The organism is Noviherbaspirillum massiliense JC206, from assembly GCF_000312045.1.
Classification (GTDB): domain Bacteria; phylum Pseudomonadota; class Gammaproteobacteria; order Burkholderiales; family Burkholderiaceae_D; genus Noviherbaspirillum; species Noviherbaspirillum massiliense.
In genome coordinates this window covers 862,715-881,457 of the sequence record NZ_HE978635.1, presented here as the reverse complement: position 1 = coordinate 881,457, position 18,743 = coordinate 862,715, and the positions used below count along the sequence as shown (strand labels likewise).

16 protein-coding genes and 1 pseudogene are annotated in these 18,743 nt (G+C 62.2%); 11 read left to right on the top strand and 6 right to left on the bottom strand.

Annotation, left to right across the window (positions count from 1 at the left end):
• Window positions 1–3 precede the first annotated feature (3 nt).
• The 3 genes from HGHM_RS19565 to HGHM_RS19555 are packed head-to-tail and all read left to right on the top strand — an operon-like array spanning window position 4 to window position 2,871.
• Window positions 4–630: a paraquat-inducible protein A gene (locus tag HGHM_RS19565; protein WP_019143273.1), complete on the top strand. Its 627-nt coding sequence runs from the start codon at window positions 4–6 to the stop codon at window positions 628–630.
• Window positions 623–2,251, top strand: coding sequence for a PqiB family protein (locus HGHM_RS19560; RefSeq protein WP_019143272.1), 1,629 nt, complete (start codon window positions 623–625; stop codon window positions 2,249–2,251). The genes HGHM_RS19565 and HGHM_RS19560 overlap by 8 nt, the downstream gene beginning before the upstream one ends.
• On the top strand, window positions 2,248–2,871 hold the full coding sequence (locus HGHM_RS19555) for a PqiC family protein (RefSeq protein ID WP_019143271.1): 624 nt from the start codon (window positions 2,248–2,250) through the stop codon (window positions 2,869–2,871). Before HGHM_RS19560 ends, HGHM_RS19555 begins: the two co-directional genes overlap by 4 nt.
• A gap of 21 nt (window positions 2,872–2,892) precedes the next feature.
• Here HGHM_RS19555 and msrA read toward each other — a convergent pair whose 3' ends face one another.
• Window positions 2,893–3,681: a peptide-methionine (S)-S-oxide reductase MsrA gene (gene msrA / locus HGHM_RS19550; RefSeq protein ID WP_051155371.1), complete on the bottom strand. Its 789-nt coding sequence runs from the start codon at window positions 3,679–3,681 to the stop codon at window positions 2,893–2,895.
• A gap of 234 nt (window positions 3,682–3,915) precedes the next feature.
• Between msrA and HGHM_RS19545 the strand changes: the two genes are divergently transcribed.
• Window positions 3,916–5,262, top strand: coding sequence for a dihydrolipoyl dehydrogenase family protein (locus tag HGHM_RS19545; RefSeq protein ID WP_019143269.1), 1,347 nt, complete (start codon window positions 3,916–3,918; stop codon window positions 5,260–5,262).
• A 207-nt stretch (window positions 5,263–5,469) separates the two neighbouring features.
• Window positions 5,470–6,054, top strand: coding sequence for a DUF1269 domain-containing protein (locus HGHM_RS19540; protein ID WP_019143268.1), 585 nt, complete (start codon window positions 5,470–5,472; stop codon window positions 6,052–6,054).
• A 38-nt stretch (window positions 6,055–6,092) separates the two neighbouring features.
• Here HGHM_RS19540 and HGHM_RS19535 read toward each other — a convergent pair whose 3' ends face one another.
• Together HGHM_RS19535 and HGHM_RS19530 are read right to left on the bottom strand one after the other, a co-directional pair.
• Window positions 6,093–6,371, bottom strand: a complete 279-nt coding sequence (locus tag HGHM_RS19535; RefSeq protein ID WP_019143267.1) for a hypothetical protein — start codon at window positions 6,369–6,371, stop codon at window positions 6,093–6,095.
• A 172-nt stretch (window positions 6,372–6,543) separates the two neighbouring features.
• Window positions 6,544–7,323 (bottom strand): alpha/beta fold hydrolase, encoded by a 780-nt coding sequence (locus HGHM_RS19530; protein ID WP_019143266.1) that lies wholly within the window; start codon window positions 7,321–7,323, stop codon window positions 6,544–6,546.
• 900 nt (window positions 7,324–8,223) lie between these two features.
• On the opposite strand from HGHM_RS19530, the gene HGHM_RS19525 reads away from it, so the two are divergent.
• The 4 genes from HGHM_RS19525 (at window position 8,224) to HGHM_RS19505 (ending at window position 13,700) form a co-directional block, all read left to right on the top strand.
• Window positions 8,224–9,567 carry an ABC transporter substrate-binding protein gene (locus HGHM_RS19525; RefSeq protein WP_019143265.1) on the top strand — a complete coding sequence of 448 codons (1,344 nt, stop codon included), beginning with the start codon at window positions 8,224–8,226 and terminating at the stop codon, window positions 9,565–9,567.
• A gap of 100 nt (window positions 9,568–9,667) precedes the next feature.
• Window positions 9,668–11,446 carry an ABC transporter permease gene (locus HGHM_RS19520; protein ID WP_019143264.1) on the top strand — a complete coding sequence of 593 codons (1,779 nt, stop codon included), beginning with the start codon at window positions 9,668–9,670 and terminating at the stop codon, window positions 11,444–11,446.
• Entirely contained in the window at window positions 11,443–12,540 is a 1,098-nt protein-coding gene (locus tag HGHM_RS19515) for an ABC transporter ATP-binding protein (RefSeq protein ID WP_019143263.1), read from the top strand. Before HGHM_RS19520 ends, HGHM_RS19515 begins: the two co-directional genes overlap by 4 nt.
• A gap of 275 nt (window positions 12,541–12,815) precedes the next feature.
• Window positions 12,816–13,700, top strand: a complete 885-nt coding sequence (locus tag HGHM_RS19505; RefSeq protein WP_019143261.1) for a LysR family transcriptional regulator — start codon at window positions 12,816–12,818, stop codon at window positions 13,698–13,700.
• A gap of 81 nt (window positions 13,701–13,781) precedes the next feature.
• On the opposite strand, the gene HGHM_RS23910 is transcribed toward HGHM_RS19505, so the two are convergent.
• The 3 genes and pseudogenes from HGHM_RS23910 to HGHM_RS22025 all read right to left on the bottom strand — a co-directional run bounded on the left by HGHM_RS23910 (window position 13,782) and on the right by HGHM_RS22025 (window position 17,158).
• Window positions 13,782–15,317, bottom strand: a complete 1,536-nt coding sequence (locus tag HGHM_RS23910; protein WP_173390529.1) for a flavin-containing monooxygenase — start codon at window positions 15,315–15,317, stop codon at window positions 13,782–13,784.
• Between the two features lie 177 nt (window positions 15,318–15,494).
• Window positions 15,495–16,091 (bottom strand): annotated as a pseudogene (locus HGHM_RS23905) (alpha/beta hydrolase); the annotation flags it as partial.
• Between the two features lie 197 nt (window positions 16,092–16,288).
• Window positions 16,289–17,158: an SDR family NAD(P)-dependent oxidoreductase gene (locus HGHM_RS22025; RefSeq protein ID WP_019143259.1), complete on the bottom strand. Its 870-nt coding sequence runs from the start codon at window positions 17,156–17,158 to the stop codon at window positions 16,289–16,291.
• A gap of 156 nt (window positions 17,159–17,314) precedes the next feature.
• Here HGHM_RS22025 and HGHM_RS19490 point away from each other — a divergent pair, with 156 nt between their 5' ends.
• Window positions 17,315–17,941 (top strand): TetR/AcrR family transcriptional regulator, encoded by a 627-nt coding sequence (locus HGHM_RS19490; protein ID WP_019143258.1) that lies wholly within the window; start codon window positions 17,315–17,317, stop codon window positions 17,939–17,941.
• A gap of 123 nt (window positions 17,942–18,064) precedes the next feature.
• The gene (locus HGHM_RS19485) at window positions 18,065–18,649 is read left to right on the top strand and encodes an IMPACT family protein (protein ID WP_019143257.1); all 585 of its coding nucleotides are present in this window, start codon (window positions 18,065–18,067) and stop codon (window positions 18,647–18,649) included.
• Window positions 18,650–18,743 lie beyond the last annotated feature (94 nt).

The window sequence follows — 18,743 nt, the reverse complement described above, 5'->3', positions numbered from 1 at the left end:
CTGATGGATTCCGTTTCCGCGGCTTCGCTGGGGCTCGTGAGCTGCCCGGTCTGCAGCCTGTTGTGCCGCACCCCGGGGCAGGATGCCGGCCTGCGCTGCCCGCGCTGCCGCTCGTCCCTGCATTTCAGGAAACCCAACAGCGTCGCGCGCACCTGGGCACTGGTGATCACGGCCTACATTCTCTACATCCCGGCCAACCTGCTTCCCATCCTGGAAACGCGCTCCCTGTTCGAATCGCAGCGCAGCACCATCCTGAATGGCGTGATCCTGTTCTGGAACACCGGTTCCTGGTTCATCGCGGCGCTGATCTTCTTTGCCAGCATCGTCGTGCCCCTGACCAAGCTGATGGCGCTCACCCTCCTGCTGGTGTCCGTCCAGCGCCGCACGCGCTGGGAAGCGCAGCAGCGCACCCAGCTCTACCGCTTCGTCGATTTCATCGGCCGCTGGTCGATGCTGGACATCTATGTCGTCGCACTGTCGGTGGCGCTGGTGCATCTCGAAGCCCTGGCCACCATGCGTGCCGGACTGGGTGCGGTCGCCTTCGGCGCGGTGGTGGTGCTGACCATGCTCGCCGTCGAAACCTTCGACCCGCGCCTGATCTGGGACTCGGCAAGGGAGCAGAATGGCTGACGCTCTTCCTCCTTCGGTCCCGGAAGCGGTCGCCGTGCCCAAGCGGCGCTGGACCTTTTCCCTGGTCTGGATCATCCCGCTGGTGGCGGCCCTCGTCGGCGGCTGGATCGCCATCCAGCACATCCTGGCGCGCGGCCCGACCATCACGATCGATTTCAAGAATGCGGAAGGCCTCGAAGCCGGCAAGACCAAGGTGCGCTACAAGGATGTCGACATCGGCACCATCACGGCAATCAATATTGCCCGGGACCGTTCGCACATTACCGTGACCGCCGACCTGGCCAAGCAGGCCGAAAGCCTGCTCATGGAGGACACGAAGTTCTGGGTGGTCAAGCCACGCATCACGCTCAACAGCATCACCGGCCTGGGAACGATATTGTCCGGCGCCTATATCGGTCTCGACGCCGGCAAGTCGGACAAGGAAAGACGGCACTTCACCGGCCTCGACGTGCCGCCGGCCGTCACCTCGGATGCGCAGGGCAAGCAATTCGTGCTGCATGCAGAAGACATCGGCTCGCTCTATATCGGCGCGCCGGTGTATTTCCGCCGCGTACCGGTCGGCAACGTCACGGGCTATACCCTGGATGCGGACGGCAAGGGCGTCACGCTGGAAATCTTCGTCAATGCGCCGCATGACCGGCTGGTCACCTCGAATGCGCGCTTCTGGCATGCGAGCGGCATCGACGTGGCGCTGGAGGGCGCCGGGCTGAAGGTCAATACCGAATCGCTGACCTCCATCATTGTCGGCGGCATTTCCTTCCAGGCGCCGCCGGAAGCGCCGCCGGGCGAGCCGGTAAATGCCGATGTCAGCTTCACCCTGTACCCGGACAAGGCATCGGCCCTGAAGCGCGTCAGCCAGGAAGTGCAGACCTACCTGCTGTACTTTTCGGAATCGCTACGCGGGCTGGCGCCGGGCGCGCAAGTCGATTTCCGCGGCATCACCATCGGCGAGGTGAAGGCGGTCAGCGTGGAGTACGACCGGGATTCGAAGACCCTGCGCTTCCCGGTCGAGATCAACATCTTCCCCGAGCGCATGCGCTCGCGCTACCGGCCGGGCGCGCCGCAGATGTCGGCGCTCGAACGCGACCCGCATGTATTGCTCGACCGGCTCGTCGAGCGCGGCTTCCGTGGCCAGCTCAAGAGCGCGAACCTGTTGACCGGCCAGCTCTACGTCGCGCTCGATTTCTTCCCGCATGCACCCAGGGCCAAGATCGACTGGTCGAAAAACCCGCCGGTGCTGCCGACCACCACCGGTGCACTGGAAGATATCCAGGAATCGCTCGGCAATATCGTGAGGAAACTGGAAAAGGTGCCTTTCGACAGCCTGGGCAACAATGCCGACAAGACCCTCCGGACCCTCAACAACACGCTGCAAAGCGCAGATGCGCTGCTGAAGCAGCTCGACGGTTCGGTCGTGCCGGAATTGAATGACACGCTGAAACAGGCTCAGAAGGCGCTCAACAGCGCGGAAAGCACGCTCTCCACCGATGCGCCGGTGCAGAACGACTTGCATGACACGTTGCGCGAAGTCAGCCGGGCCGCCCAGTCCCTGCGGGTGCTGGCCGATTACCTGGGACGCCACCCGGAGGCGCTGATCCGCGGAAGACGGGAGGGGGAATGATCCTGCGCAAGCTCTGTTCCGCTGCGAACATGGCAGCGGTCCTTGCCATGTTCTTGCTGGCGGCCTGCGGCACGCCGGCGAAGACGACTTACTACACCCTGAACCCGGTGCCGGGGAATGCGCCCCCCACCACCACTGAGGGCCAGGCGGGGAAGGCCGGCTTCAGCGTATCGGTGGGGCCGGTGCGCATCCCCGAGATGGTCGATCGCCCGCCGCTCGTGGTGCGGCAAGGTCCGAATCAGGTCGAAGTGCTGGAAGAGCACCGCTGGGCCGAATCCCTGCAACCCCAGATTGCCCGCACGCTCGCCGCCGACCTCGGCAGCCGCATGGGTGGCGTGCGAGTCACTGCCAGTCAGGATTACGCGAGCCAGCATGCGGATTACCGGATTCCGGTGGACATCGAGCGCTTCGATGCCGTTCCTGGCGAAGCAGTGATCATCGAAGCCGTCTGGACCATACGCGGGAAAACCGAGAACCCGCGCATCGGCTGCTCCGTGATCCGCGAGCCGGTGCGCTCAGGAAGTTATGAAGACATTGCCGCCGGCTACGGCCGCGCGCTCGCGGCGCTGAGTGACGAAATTGCCGCGGGCCTGCAGAAGATGCGGGCCGGTGGAAACTGACCTCTTTCCGCTGAATTTCGATTACTGCTTCCCGCTTCCTTGGCGGCTGTCGGCGGTGGCCGGGTTACGGGCGCCGACCAGCACCGGTTCCGCCCGGTACAGGTCCGGGAACACCTGCTTCAGGCTGTCGATTTTCGGCCGGTCGAACATGGCGATATAAGGCGTGCCCGGATGCCGTGTGGCGTAATCCTGGTGATAGGCTTCAGCCGGGTAGAAACCATTCAGCGGGCTCAGCCTGGTTACGATGCGGGACGGGAAGACACGCGCCTGGTCCAGCTGCGCAATGTATTCCTCGGCAACCCGCTTCTGCGCATCGTCCTTGTAGAAGATCGCGGAACGATACTGGGTGCCGGAATCGGGATACTGGCGGTCAAGCTGCGTGGGATCGTGCGCCACTGAAAAAAAGATCTGCAATAGCTTGCCGTAGGAAATCTGACCGGGATCGAAAGTGACTTGCACCGATTCCGCATGACCGGTATTGCCCGTGCTCACTTCCACATAATTCGCCGTATTCTTGGCACCGCCCGCATAGCCGGAGACGGCATTCAGCACGCCCCTGGTGTGCTGGAACACGGCCTGTATGCCCCAGAAGCATCCGCCTGCAAAGACCGCGGTTTGCGGGCTGTCCTGCGCATCGGCGGGAATGTCGGTTGCGGGAGCGGGAATCTTCACAGCACTATCGTTGCCGGCATGGCCGTTCAACTGCATGCCGGCAAGCGCGGCCACCGCGACGGCAAGCACGCCCAGACTTCTGCTGCGGTGGAAAAGGGAATAGACCCGTTTCAGAAATGCATTCGGTTTCGGTGACATGACGTCCTCCGCATCGGTCCTTTTCATTATAGGACGCGAAACAGAAGCGGCATTTCCTCATCCCGCCATGACGGCGTGCAACGCAGAGCGGTGCGCGCGGCAGGAACGCGCCGCCGCTGTCCGCAGTCGAATCAGGCACGGGCTGCAGCTGCCTCGTCTTTCGGCCCGGCAGGATTGCGGCGCGATCTGACAGGCGGCACACAGCGTTACATTTCATCCCTCTGGAGACATGCGATGGCGGGACGATACGATCTTGCAGTGATCGGCACAGGAGTCGCCGCAACAGCAACTGCCACGCGAGTACGCGCCGCCGGCTGGAGCGTCGCCGTCATTGATTATCACCCCTTCGGCGGCACCTGCGTGCTGCGCGGCTGCGACCCGAAGAAAGTGCTGGCGGGAGCCGCCAGCGCGCTCGATCGCGTGCGCCGGATGCAGGGCAAGGGTATCGCCGGCGATACCCATATCGACTGGCCGGCATTGATGGCCTTCAAGCGCACGTTCACCGACCCGGTGCCTGAACAGCGCGAGCGCAGCTTTGCCGAGCAAGGCATCACCGGCTACCACGGCCGCGCCCGCTTCACGGGAAGGAATACCCTGGAGGTGAATGGGGAAGCGATCGAAGCACGGCATATCCTGATCGCCTGCGGCGCCGAACCGGTGAAGCTTGGCGTGCCCGGCGAGGAATATCTCGCCACCAACGAAGACTTCCTCGCGCTCGCCGCGCTGCCGCGCCGTATCGTACTGGCGGGAGGCGGCTATATCGCAGCCGAGTTTTCCCATGTCGCCGCGCGCTGCGGTGCGCAAGTCACGATCATCCAGCACGGCGACCGCATGCTCACGCGCTTCGATCCCGAGCTGGTCGACTGGCTGGATGCATCCTTCCGTTCGGCCGGCATCGATGTGCGCACCGGCGCTTCCGTGCAAGCCATCGAGAAAAACGGAAGTGCTTACGCGGTGCAGGTGGCCAGAGAGGGCGGGACCGACAGCGTGGAGGCGGACCTGGTGGTGCATGCGGCGGGCCGCAAGCCTGACTTCGATGCGCTCGACCTCGAAGCCGGCGGCGTCGCTGTGGAAAAGGGACGGCTGCGCCTCAACGACTATTTGCAGAGCACTTCCAACCCTGCGGTGTATGCGGCCGGAGATGCGGCACAGATGGGGCCACCCCTGACGCCGGTCTCCAGCCATGATGCGAAAGTTGTCGCAGCCAATCTTCTTGAAGGCAATCACCACCGGCCCGATTACCGGGCAGTGCCGAGCGTGGCATTCACCATCCCGCCCATCGCAGCGGTAGGCATGAGCGAACACGAAGCGCGGAACAAGGGCATTCCATTCCGCATGAAACGCCAGAAAGCGTCCAACTGGTTCACCGCACGGCAGGCAGCGCAACCGGTGTACGGGTTCAAGGTGCTGGTGGAAGAGAGCAGCGGCAAGCTGCTCGGCGCACATCTGGTCGGCCCGCATGCGGATGAAGTGATCAACCTGTTTGCCCTGGCCATCCGTCATGACCTTCGTGCCGAGGACTTGAAGGAAATGATGTTTGCCTACCCGACCGGCGCTTCGGATATTGGTTACATGCTATAGGAGCCAATCACATTCAAGGGCTGCGCCCATGCCTGGAAAGTTCCGAGGGCCGCGATTCCGTTGGTGGCTGGCGGTGAATGAACTTTCGCCTTCCCATGGCTTCTGACCGGTTTTGATGCCCCGCACCACCATGCGACTTCAACGGGAAGGTGCACGGTGGCGCAACAGTTACTCAACACCAGCTTTCCAACTTTCAAGGAGACCGAGATGGCTGATCTGATCGTCGTTGCATATCGGGAGATGCACAAGGCGGAAGAGGTGCTTTCGAACATGCGCCGCCTGCAGGGAGAGTATCTGGTGGATCTTGAAGATGCGGCTTACGTGACCAAGGACCAGGATGGCAAGGTTCGCCTCTATCAATCGGTGAACATCCCGCTGCTGGGCGCGGTGTCCGGAATCGCGTGGGGCGGCCTGATCGGCTTGCTGTTCCTGAATCCTTTGCTGGGGGCGGCCATCGGTGGCGGTGCCGGCGCCATTACCGGCGCAGTCGCGGATTACGGCATCAATGATGATTTCATGCGCGAGCTGGGCACGCAGCTGCAGCCGGGCGGCTCCGCAATCTTCATCCTGGCGCGTCGCTTCACCCCCGACAAGTTCACGGATGAACTCGCTCGGTACGGCGGAACCGTCCTGCGCTCGTCGCTGACGCGCGATGCGGAACAGCGCCTGCAGCAGGCGCTGTCGAGCCAGCATCAGCCGAGCAACCAGGCTACCGGTTCTGCGGTGGAAGAGGCCCCGCCGACATCGGCCGCGGCCACGAATACCGACCAGAACCGCGGAATGGCGCATTGATTTTTCCGCCGGCTATGCTTGCATAACCGGCCATCCCTTCAGATCGGAATCGTGGACGTGCCGCCGCTCGACGAGCCGTAATTCTGAAGATCGGCGAACTCAAGCCGGCCATCTTTCAAGGCTGCCAGCATGCTGGCCAGCTGATCCTCGTCCGGATCGATGTACACCATGACTTGCTCCAGCATGTTGTCCCAGTAGGGAGAATAGGGGACGCCGGTCTCTTCCATCACGGCGGCGGAATACGTGCCGTCGTTCAGCCTGCCGAACAAGGTCACTTGTGGCGCTTCCGGGCGGGTGTTCCTTACGGTGATCGTCATGCCTCTTCCTCTGTCAGGATGATGGGTCGCAATGCTCTGACATTCGCCGGCGCGGCAAATTCATTGTCCGTATCTGTACGAGCGCATATCTCGCCGGTCCGGCCTGCTTTCCGCTTGGCACAGCTTCTGTTGCTTTGCTGCCATTGCTTACGTATTCACGGCTGTTGCCGGTTCAACGTGTGCCTGGAAGCGCTGCCGTTGCGAGTGCAGTGGCGGCACACTGCGATACATGCATGGCCAGCCGGCATGGAAGGCGGGTACAGGCCGGTCCCGGACGCGTGCCCTTCACTTCATTGGTGAGCGCGACAAGCCGGTTGTAATCGTTGTGCCGGACACCGTCGAGCTCGGTTACCGTCCTTGCCTGCGCTTCAAGTTCCGCATAACGTTGCCTGGCAGCGGCGGTGTCCGGTTGCGCCACGCCGTCATCCGTCCCGACGTACAGATGCAGCTCGCCGTTGGGTGGCATCGGTGCGGCGAGGCTGGCAAGAAAGCGGCTGCTTGGCCGCAGTTCCGGCGCCATCGGATAGCGGAAGAACTTGCTGAGGGCAATCGAGCCCGGCACCTTCATCGCGACTTCAAGCAGCGCGAACCCGCCCCAGGGAGTACCGAAGGCGTGCAGGTCCAGACGGGTGAATGTGCCGGCTGCTCCGGTGCGCGAGAGCTGGTCGATCGCTCCCTTGCCGACAAGCCCGCCTATGCTGTGGGCGACGAGGACGATATCCGGTGTGCCGGCCCTGGCAAGCGTGGTCAGGTCCGACGCCAGCATGGCGGCCGATTGCTCGATCGATGAGGAACGATGATCGTGATCCCATCCCCAGACTGCAGACCCGCTTGCGGAAAGCGGCCCAGCCCAGGATTCGAAGTAGCGGTAACTGTCATGGATGCCGGCGATCAGGATGATGACTTGCTTCGCGTTGCGTGGCCCGGCCAGACGCCGAAGTCTGCCGTCCACAAGCCCCCCGCCACCAGAGATTCCTGCCGCGTTTGAAACGTCCGGCTCCAAGTCGCCTGACGAAATCTGACCGCTGCTTTGGCCACTTATCGCACCGCCATTGATGCTGCCCACATGGAAGGAAGTGGGACAGGACGTACTGCTGGCGCACCCGAGCAGAGTAACAGTCAATGCGACTGCCGCCCATGCCCGAAGCCCGCCTTTCCCGTGATTCACCATATCCCTCTGCGTATGTCAGCCGTAAACGCGGTGCCCGGGACCGCCGGGTCAAAATGAAGGGCCGCGGTGCTCGCCTAGTTTGGAGTCGCATGCAAGGGGCATGTTGTGCTCCCTCAAGCACGGTATATAGGCGCATCAAGCATTGCGCCGGCTTGCCGGTGAGAGAAGCTGCAAAGCGTGCAGTTTCTGTGCAGCTTCCCATATCCATGGGAGCGCGACGATCGGGAGAGCACCGTGACTAAGGAACTTAATCACGAAGCAAAGATTGCCGGCGCATTCCGGTTAATCGCCGGTACAAGTCGCCCGCTTGCAATGGCGGGACGGCTGAATCAAGTTGCGGAAAGTTATGAGACTGAAGCACACGAGATGGCGAACCACTCGATCAGGGAAGTGAGGCAGCAATTCCGTATTTGCGGCGCAGCATCTGGACCGGGATTGGCAGTCTCCACTGGTTTCAGGCATGTGCGCCTGTTCACTTCTTGCAGAAACTAATATTGATGCTGATGCATGGCGCCAGCAGATTGAGGCCTGTCTCTGACTGCACCAGCACTGCGTCAATTGTGCTACGCAACATCCGCCCTTTATCACCCGCATCACGATTTATGATTGGAAATCCCTCCGCTTGCCCCTTATATTTTTCCGGGCAACATCTCAATTCCAACAAGAGAAGGAGGAGATTCCATGAAATTCCGTTTGCAACGTACGCTGCTTGCATCGCTTCTGAGCATGGCGGCACTTGGTGCCCATGCGGGGCCGATTACCGTCATTACCTCGTTCCCGAAAGAGATCACCGATACCTACAAGAAGGCCTTTGAGAAGAAGTACCCGGACATCAAGGTCGAAATCCTCAACAAGAACACGACGGCATCGCTTGCCTTCATCAAGGAAAACTCGCCGGGGCAGCGGCCCGACGTATTCTGGGCTTCGGCGCCGGATGCCTTCGAAGTGCTGTCGCGCGAGAAGCTGCTTGAAAAGGCGCCCGAAGTGATCAATCCGGCTGCGCCCGACAAGATCGGCAATTACCCGATGAATGATCCCGACGGGCTGTATTACGGGCAGGCGCTGTCGGGCTACGGCATGATGTGGAATACCCGCTACCTGAAGGCTCACAAGCTTGCCGCGCCCAAGGAGTGGAGCGACCTGACCAAGGGTGAATACTTCGGCCATGTCGCCATCAGCGCGCCGTCACGCTCGGGCACGACCCACCTGACCGTCGAAACCATTCTCCAGGGCGAGGGCTGGGACAAGGGCTGGGCGCAGCTGATTGAAATCGCGGGCAACTGCGCGGCCGTCACGGAGCGCTCCTTTGGCGTGCCCGACGGCGTCAACAGCGGCCAGTTCGGTATCGGCCTCGTCATCGATTTCTTCGGCCTGGCCGGCAAGTACAGCGGTTTCCCCGTCGAGTTCGCCTATCCGGCCGTCACCGCGGTGGTGCCGGCTAACATCGGCCTGGTCGCCGGCGCGAAGAACCCGGCAGATGCACGCAAGTTCATGGCATTCGCGCTCTCGAATGAAGGCCAGGAGCTGCTGCTCGATCCGAAGATTTCCCGGATGCCGATCGTCCCTTATGACAAGCTGCAGGGCAAGATCCCGGCCGGCTATCCCAACATCTTCGAAATCGCCAAGAAATCCAAGGTGCAGTTCGACTCGCAGCTGGCACAGGCGCGTTATCACGTCGTGACGTCCATGTTCGACCAGACGATCACTTTCCGCCACAAGGATCTCCAGGCTGCTACGAAAGCCATCCACGAGGCGGAAAAGAAACTTGCCGGCAAATCTTCGCCGCAGGCGGCCGAGCTGATCAAACAGGCCCGGGCACTCGCTTATACGCCGGTCGTCGATGCGGAAACGCTCAAGAAGCCGGCTTTTCTGGACCTGTTCACCAAGTCGGTTTCCAAGAAAGCGGCCGGCGACTCCGCGAACAAGCAGCTCGCCTCCCTCGAAGAGCAATGGAACTCGACGGCGAAGGCGAACTATGCCAAGGCGCTGGAGCTCGCGCAACAGGCATCGGCCGCGATCAAGTAAGCGGCTGACCGCGGGCAGGGACGTGGACGCGCTTGCATCCCGCCCTGCCGCCATCCTCCCGTAAAGACATTCTCGCCGCAGACCGCGAGAAGGATGCCTCATGAAACAACGATTTCCTCTTGCGCCTACCCTGGTAGCGCTCCTCATTGCAGCCGCGCTGCTCGTGTTCCTGATCCTGCCGGTCGGAACCGTGGTGTGGTCGGCATTCGGCACGGAAGGGCATTTCACGCTCCACCATTTCGTCTCGTTCTTCGAGCAATCCCTGCTCAAGGAATCCTTCCTCAACAGCCTGGTGGTGTCGCTGCTGTCGGTGCTGTTCGCCTCGCTGATCGCGGTGCCGCTGGCCTACTTCACGGTGCGCTTCGAGTTCCGGGGATCGATCCTGATCCAGACGCTGGGCGTGCTGCCGCTGATCATGCCGCCCTTCGTCGGTGCGGTCGCGCTGCAGCTCATCTTCGGCAACAACGGCAGCCTCAACCTGCTGCTCGACGAGTGGTTCGATTTCAAGCTGCCCATCATGGATGGCCTGAAGGCGGTGGTCTTCGTGGAAAGCATCCATTACTTTCCCTTCATCCTGATGAACCTCGTCGTCTCCCTGCGCAACATCGATGGCGCCATGGAGGAAAGCGCGCTGAACCTCGGTGCGAAAGGCTTCCGCCTGTTCCGCCGCGTGATTTTCCCGCTTGCCATGCCGGGCTTCATCGCGGGCGCGGCCCTGGTGTTCGTGAAGGTGTTCGATGACCTCGGCACGCCGCTGGTGCTGGGGACGACCAACATGCTGGCGCCGCAAGCGTATCTGCGCATCACCTCGGTCGGTCTCGACGATCCGCTTGGGTATGTCATTTCCTTCATCATGATTGCCTTCTCGATTCTTGCCCTGTGGCTGTCCGCGCATGTATTGAAGGGGAAGGATTATTCGACCACGCAAAAGGGCGGCAACTCGATCCAGCGCCGCAGGCTGACTGCCTGGCAAGCCGTGCTGGCCTACGGCTGGATTGGCATCGTGCTGCTCGTGGTGCTGTCGCCGCATCTCGGGCTGCTGCTGCTCTCGCTCGCCAGCGTATGGAGTTTCTCGGTTTTGCCAGATGCGTTCACCTTCCAGCACTATGTAGCGGTGGTCAGCAATACCGGCGGCATGGTGAGCAACACGCTCTTGTATTGCGGCCTGGCCGCCCTGATCGACGTGATCCTCGGGACCGCGATCGCCTATCTGATCCTGCGCACGAAGCTCAGGGGCCGGCAATGGCTGGACTATGCCGCCAGCGCCGCCATGGCGATCCCGGGCGTGGTGCTGGCGATCGGCTACCTGCGCTTCTTCAAGGATGTGACGATTCCCTTTACCGACACGCTCTTTACCCAGACCTGGGTACTGATCATGATCGCCTATGCGGTGCGTCGCCTGCCTTATGCGCTGCGTTCCTGCATTGCGGCCTTGCAGCAGCTGAACCTCAGCCTGGAAGAAGCGGCGGAAAGCCTGGGCGCCACCAAGGCCCGCACCATCCGGCGCGTGGTGATCCCGCTCATGGCGGGCGGCATTCTGGCCGGTTTCGTCACCAGCTTCATCACGGCTGCAGTCGAATTGTCGGCGACCATCCTGATGACCACCTCGGAATCGCAGGCGCCGATGAGCTACGGCATCTACCTCTACATGCAAAGCGTCTCCGGACGCGGCCCCGGCGCGGCGCTCGGCGTGCTCGCAGTCGTCATCGTTGCGCTCGGCACCTATGCCTCCCATCTCATCGTGGAGAGGACATCGGCACTGACGCGGACCCGGCAGCTCGACGAGGAGGACGTGCCGCCGCAGGCCGCAGCAATTCAGGAACGTCCGGACGCGTTGGCCGGAATGATCGCAAACAAGGAAGTGAAGGTGGCACCATGAAACAACTCAGGAAAATCGCGGTCGAGTGCAGGAATATCGGCCTGTCCTACGACGGCGGCAAGACCGAAGTCCTGAAGGACATCAACCTGCGCATCGAGCCGGGCGAATTCTTTGCGCTGCTCGGCCCGTCAGGGTCGGGCAAATCGACCCTGCTGCGCCTGATCGCCGGCTTCAACCAGCACCAGCGCGGCCAGTTGCTGGTGGATGGCAAGGACATCACCGGCGTGCCGCCGCATGCGCGCAATATCGGAATGGTGTTCCAGAGCTACGCCCTGTGGCCGCACATGACGGTCTGGGACAATGTGGCGTTCGGTCTGGTGGAACGGCGCATGGACAAGGCCACTATCCGCCAGAAGGTGGGTGCTGCGCTCGAACTGGTTGGCCTCGCACAATATGCGAACCGCCGGCCCAATCAGCTGTCCGGTGGCCAGCAGCAGCGCGTGGCGCTGGCGCGCACGATCGTGATCGAGCCGCAGGTCCTGCTGCTCGACGAGCCTTTGTCCAACCTCGACAAGAAGCTGCGGGTGCAGATGCGCGAAGAATTGCGCTCCCTGCAGCGCACGCTGGGAATCACGACCGTGTTCGTGACTCACGACCAGGAAGAAGCGATGACCACGGCCGACCGCATGGCGGTGATGGACAAGGGCGTCGTGCAGCAGCTGGGAACGCCGGCCGTCCTGTTCGACTATCCGGTCAATCCCTTTGTGGCGAATTTCGTCGGCACCACCAACCTGCTGACTGGCGACATCGAGCACGTCAACGGCGACACGCTGCGCTTTCGCGCGCCCGGCATCGGCGAAATCATCCTGCCCAAGCATCCGGAAGCACGCACCGGGCGCATGGCCATCAGCTTCCGGCCCCACACCATCAGGATGGCGGTTGGCGATGCGGTGCGCGACGGTGCCTACGTCTGGCTGAACGGCGCCGTGGAGCAGAGCGAATTCCTCGGTGAATTCACGCGCTACCGGGTGCGTGTCGGTGAAGCGGTCATCACGGCCGACCAGAGCCACTTCTCCGGGACGACCTCATTCGCCCCATCGGCCTCGGTCCGCCTGGGCATCGATACCTCGCAGATTCGCTACCTGCCAGTGTAGTTTCTCATCTGGCGGCGTGATATCGCCGGCATAGCGCCGCCACACCGGCCTTTCATGCTCTGCCCGGGAGCATCCACTCCGAATGGCTGGTCCGAAACATCCGGTCGAGCCGGCCACCCCGCAGGATTGCGCTAGCTGCTGCAGTGAAGCGGCCCAAATTCCTGTCTGGACATCCCGGCCACGGGATGATCAAATCCGCTCTGAGGAGAACCTGCCTGGTCCGGGCCAGCAAGCCGGACAGGGGTGGACATGAAAAGAAGAAGAGGAAATCGTTCATGGAGATTTACCAGCTTCGTACCTTCATCACGGTCGCCAAGCTCGGGCATATTACCAAGGCTGCCGAGGCGCTCCATGTCACGCAGCCTGCGGTAACCGGCCACATCAAGGCGCTGGAACAGGAGCTCGGGATTGCATTGTTCGATCGCAACCACGGACGAATCACGCTGACCAAGTCGGGCGAACTGCTGCTCCCGGAGTTCGAGAAAACGCTGAACACGTTCAACGCGACGCTGGCCAAGGCCAAGGAGATCAAGGGCGAAATCACGGGGCGGGTGCTGATCGGCACCCTGGGCGATCCGGACTTCCTCAGGCTGGGCAGTTTCCTGAACGGGCTCATGACGGCATTGCCTCTGGTGCAGATCAAGACCCGGTCCGCATTGGCGGCCACCATCCTGGATGCGGTCTCGACCGGGGAATTCGCTGCCGGATTTTATGTCGGCCCGGTCAACAACCGGAATGTGGCGAGCTTTCCCTTGCGCGGGGTGCGCTACCGGGTGGTGGCGCCGCCGAACTATGCCAGTCGCCTGTCCACCTGCGGCTGGAAGGAAATCGCGGCCATGCCATGGATAGGTGCTCCCGAGAAAAGCCACATCTACCAGTCGCTGGTCGCGATGTTCGGCAGGCAGGGGTTGCATCCGAACATCGTGATGGAAACCGATGAACTGGCGTCGCCGCACAGCCTGGTGCGCTCGGGTCTGGGTCTGTCGCTGATGCGGGAAGACCTCGCGCTCGTCGCGGCGGAAAAGGGTGAGATTGCGATCTGGAGCCATGCCAGCGCCGACACCCAATTGTCCTTCCTCTATCCGGTGGCGGCGGAATTTGATCCGATCATCGTCGGCATGTTGTCCGTCCTGCGCGACAACTGGGGCGTGGCGGATTAGGGGCGGGTTGTGTCCTGACCATCTGCTCCTGCTGGCCGGAGTGGCATTTCCAGCCCCTTGGGACATGCTCCGCCACAACATTCACGCTGAGCCTGCAGTCCGGGCACCGATCGGCAAGCCTTCCTGCTCGCCTGCAGGGTTATCAGATGCAACGCGCGTGAAGCGGTATTCCGACACATTCAGCTTCTTCATGCGGCCCCAGTACTGGAAAGTGAATCCCGGCCACAGCGTCACGTTTTTGCCATGCTCCGTCTGGTACCAGCTCTTGCAACCGGTTGCCCAGACCGTGGTCTGCAGGCGGCGCTGCAGGTCGTCATTGAATCTTGCCTGCACTTCCGGTCGCACCTCGATAGCCGTCATTCCCCTTTTACGCATGAAGCGCAGGCATTTCATGATGTAGCCGATCTGCTGTTCGACCATGAACACGACCGAGTTGTGGCCCAGTCCGGTGTTCGGACCGAGCAGCAGGAACAGGTTGGGAAAGCCGGCCGCCATCACGCCGAGATGGGCTTGCGCCCCGTCCTTCCACGCATCGTTCAGGTCGACGCCGGCGCGACCGAGGAGGCGCACCGGGGTGAGCAGGTCGGTGACGCGAAAGCCGGTGCCGAAGATGATGGCATCAACGGGATGTTCCACGCCATCGCGGCTGACGATGCTGTTTTCGCGCACCTCGGCTACGCCTGCAGTAACGAGTTCGACATTCCGACACGCGAGCGCGGGATAGTAATCATTTGAGATCAGGATGCGCTTGCAGCCAATGGTGTAGCGCGGCGTGAGCCTGTCGCGCAGGCCGGAGTCGCTGATCTGCGACTGCAGGTGCTCGAGCGCCATTTTTTCCGCCAGCTTCATCAGCTTCGGATGCACGAAGCCGACGCCGAGGGATTCCTGGCGCCAGTAGACGACATTGCGGAACAGGCCGATGGCGCCCGGAACATGCCTGAAGATGGCCTGCTCCAGCCTCCTGATCGCACGGTCCTTCTTGGGCAGGACCCAGGCCGGTGTGCGCTGGAACAGCGTCAGCCTGGCGACCTTCGGCGCAATCTGCGGCACGAACTGGATGGCGCTGGCGCCGGTGCCGATGACCGCGACGCGCTTGCCCGCGAGATCGTAATCGTGCTTCCACTCGGCAGAATGGAAGGCCATGCCCTTGAAGCGCTCCATCCCGGGAAGATGGGGATACGCGGGGCGGCTCAGGGCACCCATGGCCGAGACCAGGATGCGGGTCGTGAACGACTTGCCGTCGGCGGTGCGCACCTGCCAGCAATCGTTGGCTTCATCGAATGCCGCCTCGGTCATTTCGGTATTCAAGCGGATATACGGAGCCAGTCCGTATTTGGCCACGCACTCCTTGAGGTACGAGAAGATTTCCGGCTGGCCGGAGTACATTCGGCTCCATCCGGGATTGCGCTCCCAGGAAAAGGAATACATGTGCGAGGGCACGTCGCAGGCACAGCCGGGATAGGTATTGGCATGCCAGGTGCCGCCGATGTCATTCGACTTTTCCAGCACGACAAAGGATGTGATGCCCGCCTGCTTCAGCTTGATCGCCATGCCGATTCCGGAGAAGCCGCTGCCGATGATGGCAGCGTCGAGATCCGGTTGCAGCGGTGTCTTCATGCTGGCTGCGTCCGGCGTCGCATTGGTAGACGGCAAGCGTGGCTCGGGCATGCCTCTCGCGGATGCCGGCTCCTTATCTGGTGGACCGAACACGATCGCACGTCTGAGAAAGCCGGCAGCTTCGGCGAGCGAATCCCGGCCCTCCGGGATAAATGGGTGGAAGAGTTGCCAGACGTGCGGCACGTCCGGCCAGTTGCGCAAGTCGACCGCTACACCGGCCTCGCGCGCACGTTGCGCCAGCCGGGTCGAGTCGTCGCGCAGGGTTTCATCGACGCCGACGTGGATCAGCAGCGGCGGCAGGCCGCGCAGATCGGCATACAGTGGCGAAGCGAGCGGCGTGCGCGGATCGGTGCCGGCAAGATAGAACTGTGCAGCTTCCCCGACCCGGTGGCCAAAGAACATGGCACAGCGTGCGTTGTTGCTCACCAGCGATTCGCCAGTGGCGGCAAGGTCGGTGAGCGGGGAAAACAATGCTGCCGCAGCTGGCAGGGCAGTGCCATGATCACGCAGGCGTACCAGCAGCGACAGGCTCAGGCCCCCGCCGGCGGAGTCGCCGGAAACAGCCAGCCGTGCCGGATCGATTCCCATGCCGAGCAGCGCGCCATAAACGGCCTGGGCATCGTCGAGCGCTGCCGGGAACGGATGCTCGGGCGCGAGCCGGTAGGCGGGGGCGAAGACACGAAAGCCCTGGCGGGCGTAGAAGGCGGTGATGGCGCGATGGGTTACTGGCGAACACGCGAAATAGCCGCCGCCGTGCAGGTAAAGCAGGGTCATGCCATTGCCGCCACGCGGCGATTCGACCCATTCGCCCGGTACGCCGGCGAGCGTGTCCCCGGTAATGCGCACACCCCGGGGCGTGCGCGAAATGCCGTTATTGAGGACGGCGCGCGCGCTGGCCGCATCGGCGGCAGCGGCCAGCTTGCGCCTGAAGGTATGGCGCAGGAGGAAGCTGAAGAATTGCGCCTGCCAGCTCATGGCGAAACCTTTTGCTTGAGCGTGGCATCGGGTTGGGCGCTGCCGCTCGGCGGCACCTCGAAGAGTTTCCTGATGAGCGGCCAGTACGCCAGCGGCAGGTAGCGGGAAAGCCAGTCGAGCAGGCGCGCATCCGCACCGATCAGGACGCGCGGCGAACGTCGCTCGATGCCGCGCACGATGCATCGCGCAGCCTCTTGCGGCGAGGTCCTGACGAGCCGGAAGAACTTGTCGGCGAGCTCCCTGGCCTGCTGCTCGTCGAATCCGGCAGCGCGGCGGGAATGATGGGCGATCCGTGTCTTGATCCCGCCCGGATGGACCGTCGACACGGTGATATTGCTGTCCCGGAGTTCATGGCGCAGCACTTCGGAAAAGCCGCGTACCGCGAACTTGCTGGCGCAGTAGGGGCCTTGGCCGGTCGGTGCGATCAGGCCGAACACGCTGGACAGATTGCTGATATGCGCTTGTGGCTCGCGCCGCAGCAGGGGCAGGAAGGCCTTGGTGGTGCGTACCACGCCCCAGAAATTGATATTCATGAGCCATTCGAAATCGTCCAGCGAGAGCTGTTCGATATTGCCCATCATCGCCACCCCGGCATTGTTGATCAGGATGTTGACCCGGCCATGGTCGGCGACAATCCTGTCGGGAAGGGCGGCGACGCCGGCGGCATCGGCGATATCCAGCTGGTACTGGGTGACATATACCCCCAGGTCGCGGGCGGATTGCGCGCTTCGCACGAGCAGCGACGCGTCGCGGTCGACCAGCGCGAGGTCGCAGGCGCGGTGCGCCAGTTCGAGCGCCAGCGCCGCACCGATTCCCTGCGCCGCGCCGGTGACGACGGCAACGCTTCCTTCCAGATCGAACTTCATGGCAAGTCCTTTCAGTATCGTTGTTAACCGATGGACATTCCTTGCAATCGCCGACTATGCGCAGGATGGGACGTCTTGAGCTTGCGGAAGACGGTCCGCTGCTGCATCATGCACATTAAGGTAAATACCTTAGTATTGTCAACTTGACTATAAACAATGGCGGAAGAGACCCTCAACACGCGGGACCGGGTGCTGGAAACCTGCCTGCGGCTGTTCAATGAAGCAGGGCCGGATGCAGTGACGACGGCGGAAATCGCCGGCGCGGTGGGCATCAACGAAGGCAACCTCTATTACTACTTCAAGCGCAAGCAGGACATCCTGCTTGCGTTGTTCGAGCAATTCGAAGCCGCAATGAACCAGGTCGCCAGCGTACCGCAGTCCTCCAGCGCGAATCCAGATGCCGCGCTGGAATACCTGAAGCGCTGGTTCAACCTGATGTGGGAATGGCGTTTCTTTTACCGTGACGGCGCCAGCGTCATGCGCGTCGCGCCCAAGCTGCGGGGCAAGAACATGAAGCTTGCCGACCGCGGGCAAGCCGAGATCCGGCTTGTGCTGCAAGGTATGGTGGAAAATGGCTTGCTCAGGATGGCACCGGCGGAAATCGACCGGCTGGTGGTCAACGCCTGGATCGTGTCCAGTTACTGGCTGGATTATCTCCACTGCCGCCACAACGTGACCCGGGTGACGCGCGATCATCTCGACTGGGGGTTTTCACAAGTGTTGAGCCTGTTCCTGCCGTATATCATGGATGAATCGCTGGCGAAGAGTCTGAAATTCGACTGAGGCTCCTGATCAGTTGCCGCCAGCAATCTCAATCCGAACCGTCTCTCATGGCAGGCAGCAAGCAGGCGCGGCAGCACCCTTCTTTTTGGCACAATTGACCAGCTTATTAAGGCATTTCACCATTTGAGCAAATACACCCTGGCATTTCCGGTACAAACGGAAATCGAAATTCGAAAAAGCCGCTTCATTGGCTTTGTCTTTCCCGTCAGCGACCGTGATGCTGCAATGCAGGAAATCGATCGCCTGCGCAACGAGCACCGCGCGGCCGCCCATGTCTGCTGGGCGCTGATGGCAGGCGGACAATCCGGGATGTCCGACGATGGCGAGCCGTCCGGGACGGCGGGACGCCCCATGCTGGAAGTACTGCGCCATCATGAGCTTGACGGCGTGTTGGCTGCGGTAGTGCGGTATTTCGGGGGCATCAAGCTGGGGGCTGGCGGCCTGGTGCGCGCCTATACCGATGCCGTTGCCGCCGCATTGATGCAGGCGCAGCGAATCGAACGCATCAGCTATGCCGAGCTGGATGTCGAGTGTGATTATGCGGAAGAAGCCAGGGTGCGGCGTTGGGCGGAACAGCAGGGCTATGCGCTGGTGCACGGGAGCCACGCCGAAACGGTGCGCCTGCGCATTCGCCTGCCCGGCATCATGCAGGATCAGGCGAAAGATGCATTGCGCAACCTGACACAAGGCCGTGCGCGCTTTTCCTGACGGCGGATGCCGGCAAACAGGAAAGCGGCAAGGCAAGCGATCTTCCCAGTTGCGGGATCTGCCAGCTGGCGGATCGGGATCGGTGCAGTTGGTT

Excerpts from the sequence above, each read along its gene's own strand:
- HGHM_RS19540 (WP_019143268.1), top strand. The coding sequence starts at position 5,470 with ATGGCTGATCTGATCGTCGTTGCATATCGGGAGATGCACAAGGCGGAA.
- msrA (WP_051155371.1), bottom strand. The coding sequence starts at position 3,681 with ATGTCACCGAAACCGAATGCATTTCTGAAACGGGTCTATTCCCTTTTC.
- HGHM_RS22025 (WP_019143259.1), bottom strand. The coding sequence starts at position 17,158 with ATGAAGTTCGATCTGGAAGGAAGCGTTGCCGTCGTCACCGGCGCGGCG.
- HGHM_RS19490 (WP_019143258.1), top strand. The coding sequence starts at position 17,315 with ATGGCGGAAGAGACCCTCAACACGCGGGACCGGGTGCTGGAAACCTGC.
- HGHM_RS19560 (WP_019143272.1), top strand. The coding sequence starts at position 623 with ATGGCTGACGCTCTTCCTCCTTCGGTCCCGGAAGCGGTCGCCGTGCCC.
- HGHM_RS19535 (WP_019143267.1), bottom strand. The coding sequence starts at position 6,371 with ATGACGATCACCGTAAGGAACACCCGCCCGGAAGCGCCACAAGTGACC.
- HGHM_RS19515 (WP_019143263.1), top strand. The coding sequence starts at position 11,443 with ATGAAACAACTCAGGAAAATCGCGGTCGAGTGCAGGAATATCGGCCTG.
- HGHM_RS19565 (WP_019143273.1), top strand. The coding sequence starts at position 4 with ATGGATTCCGTTTCCGCGGCTTCGCTGGGGCTCGTGAGCTGCCCGGTC.
- HGHM_RS19545 (WP_019143269.1), top strand. The coding sequence starts at position 3,916 with ATGGCGGGACGATACGATCTTGCAGTGATCGGCACAGGAGTCGCCGCA.
- HGHM_RS19525 (WP_019143265.1), top strand. The coding sequence starts at position 8,224 with ATGAAATTCCGTTTGCAACGTACGCTGCTTGCATCGCTTCTGAGCATG.
- HGHM_RS23910 (WP_173390529.1), bottom strand. The coding sequence starts at position 15,317 with ATGAAGACACCGCTGCAACCGGATCTCGACGCTGCCATCATCGGCAGC.
- HGHM_RS19520 (WP_019143264.1), top strand. The coding sequence starts at position 9,668 with ATGAAACAACGATTTCCTCTTGCGCCTACCCTGGTAGCGCTCCTCATT.
- HGHM_RS19555 (WP_019143271.1), top strand. The coding sequence starts at position 2,248 with ATGATCCTGCGCAAGCTCTGTTCCGCTGCGAACATGGCAGCGGTCCTT.
- HGHM_RS19505 (WP_019143261.1), top strand. The coding sequence starts at position 12,816 with ATGGAGATTTACCAGCTTCGTACCTTCATCACGGTCGCCAAGCTCGGG.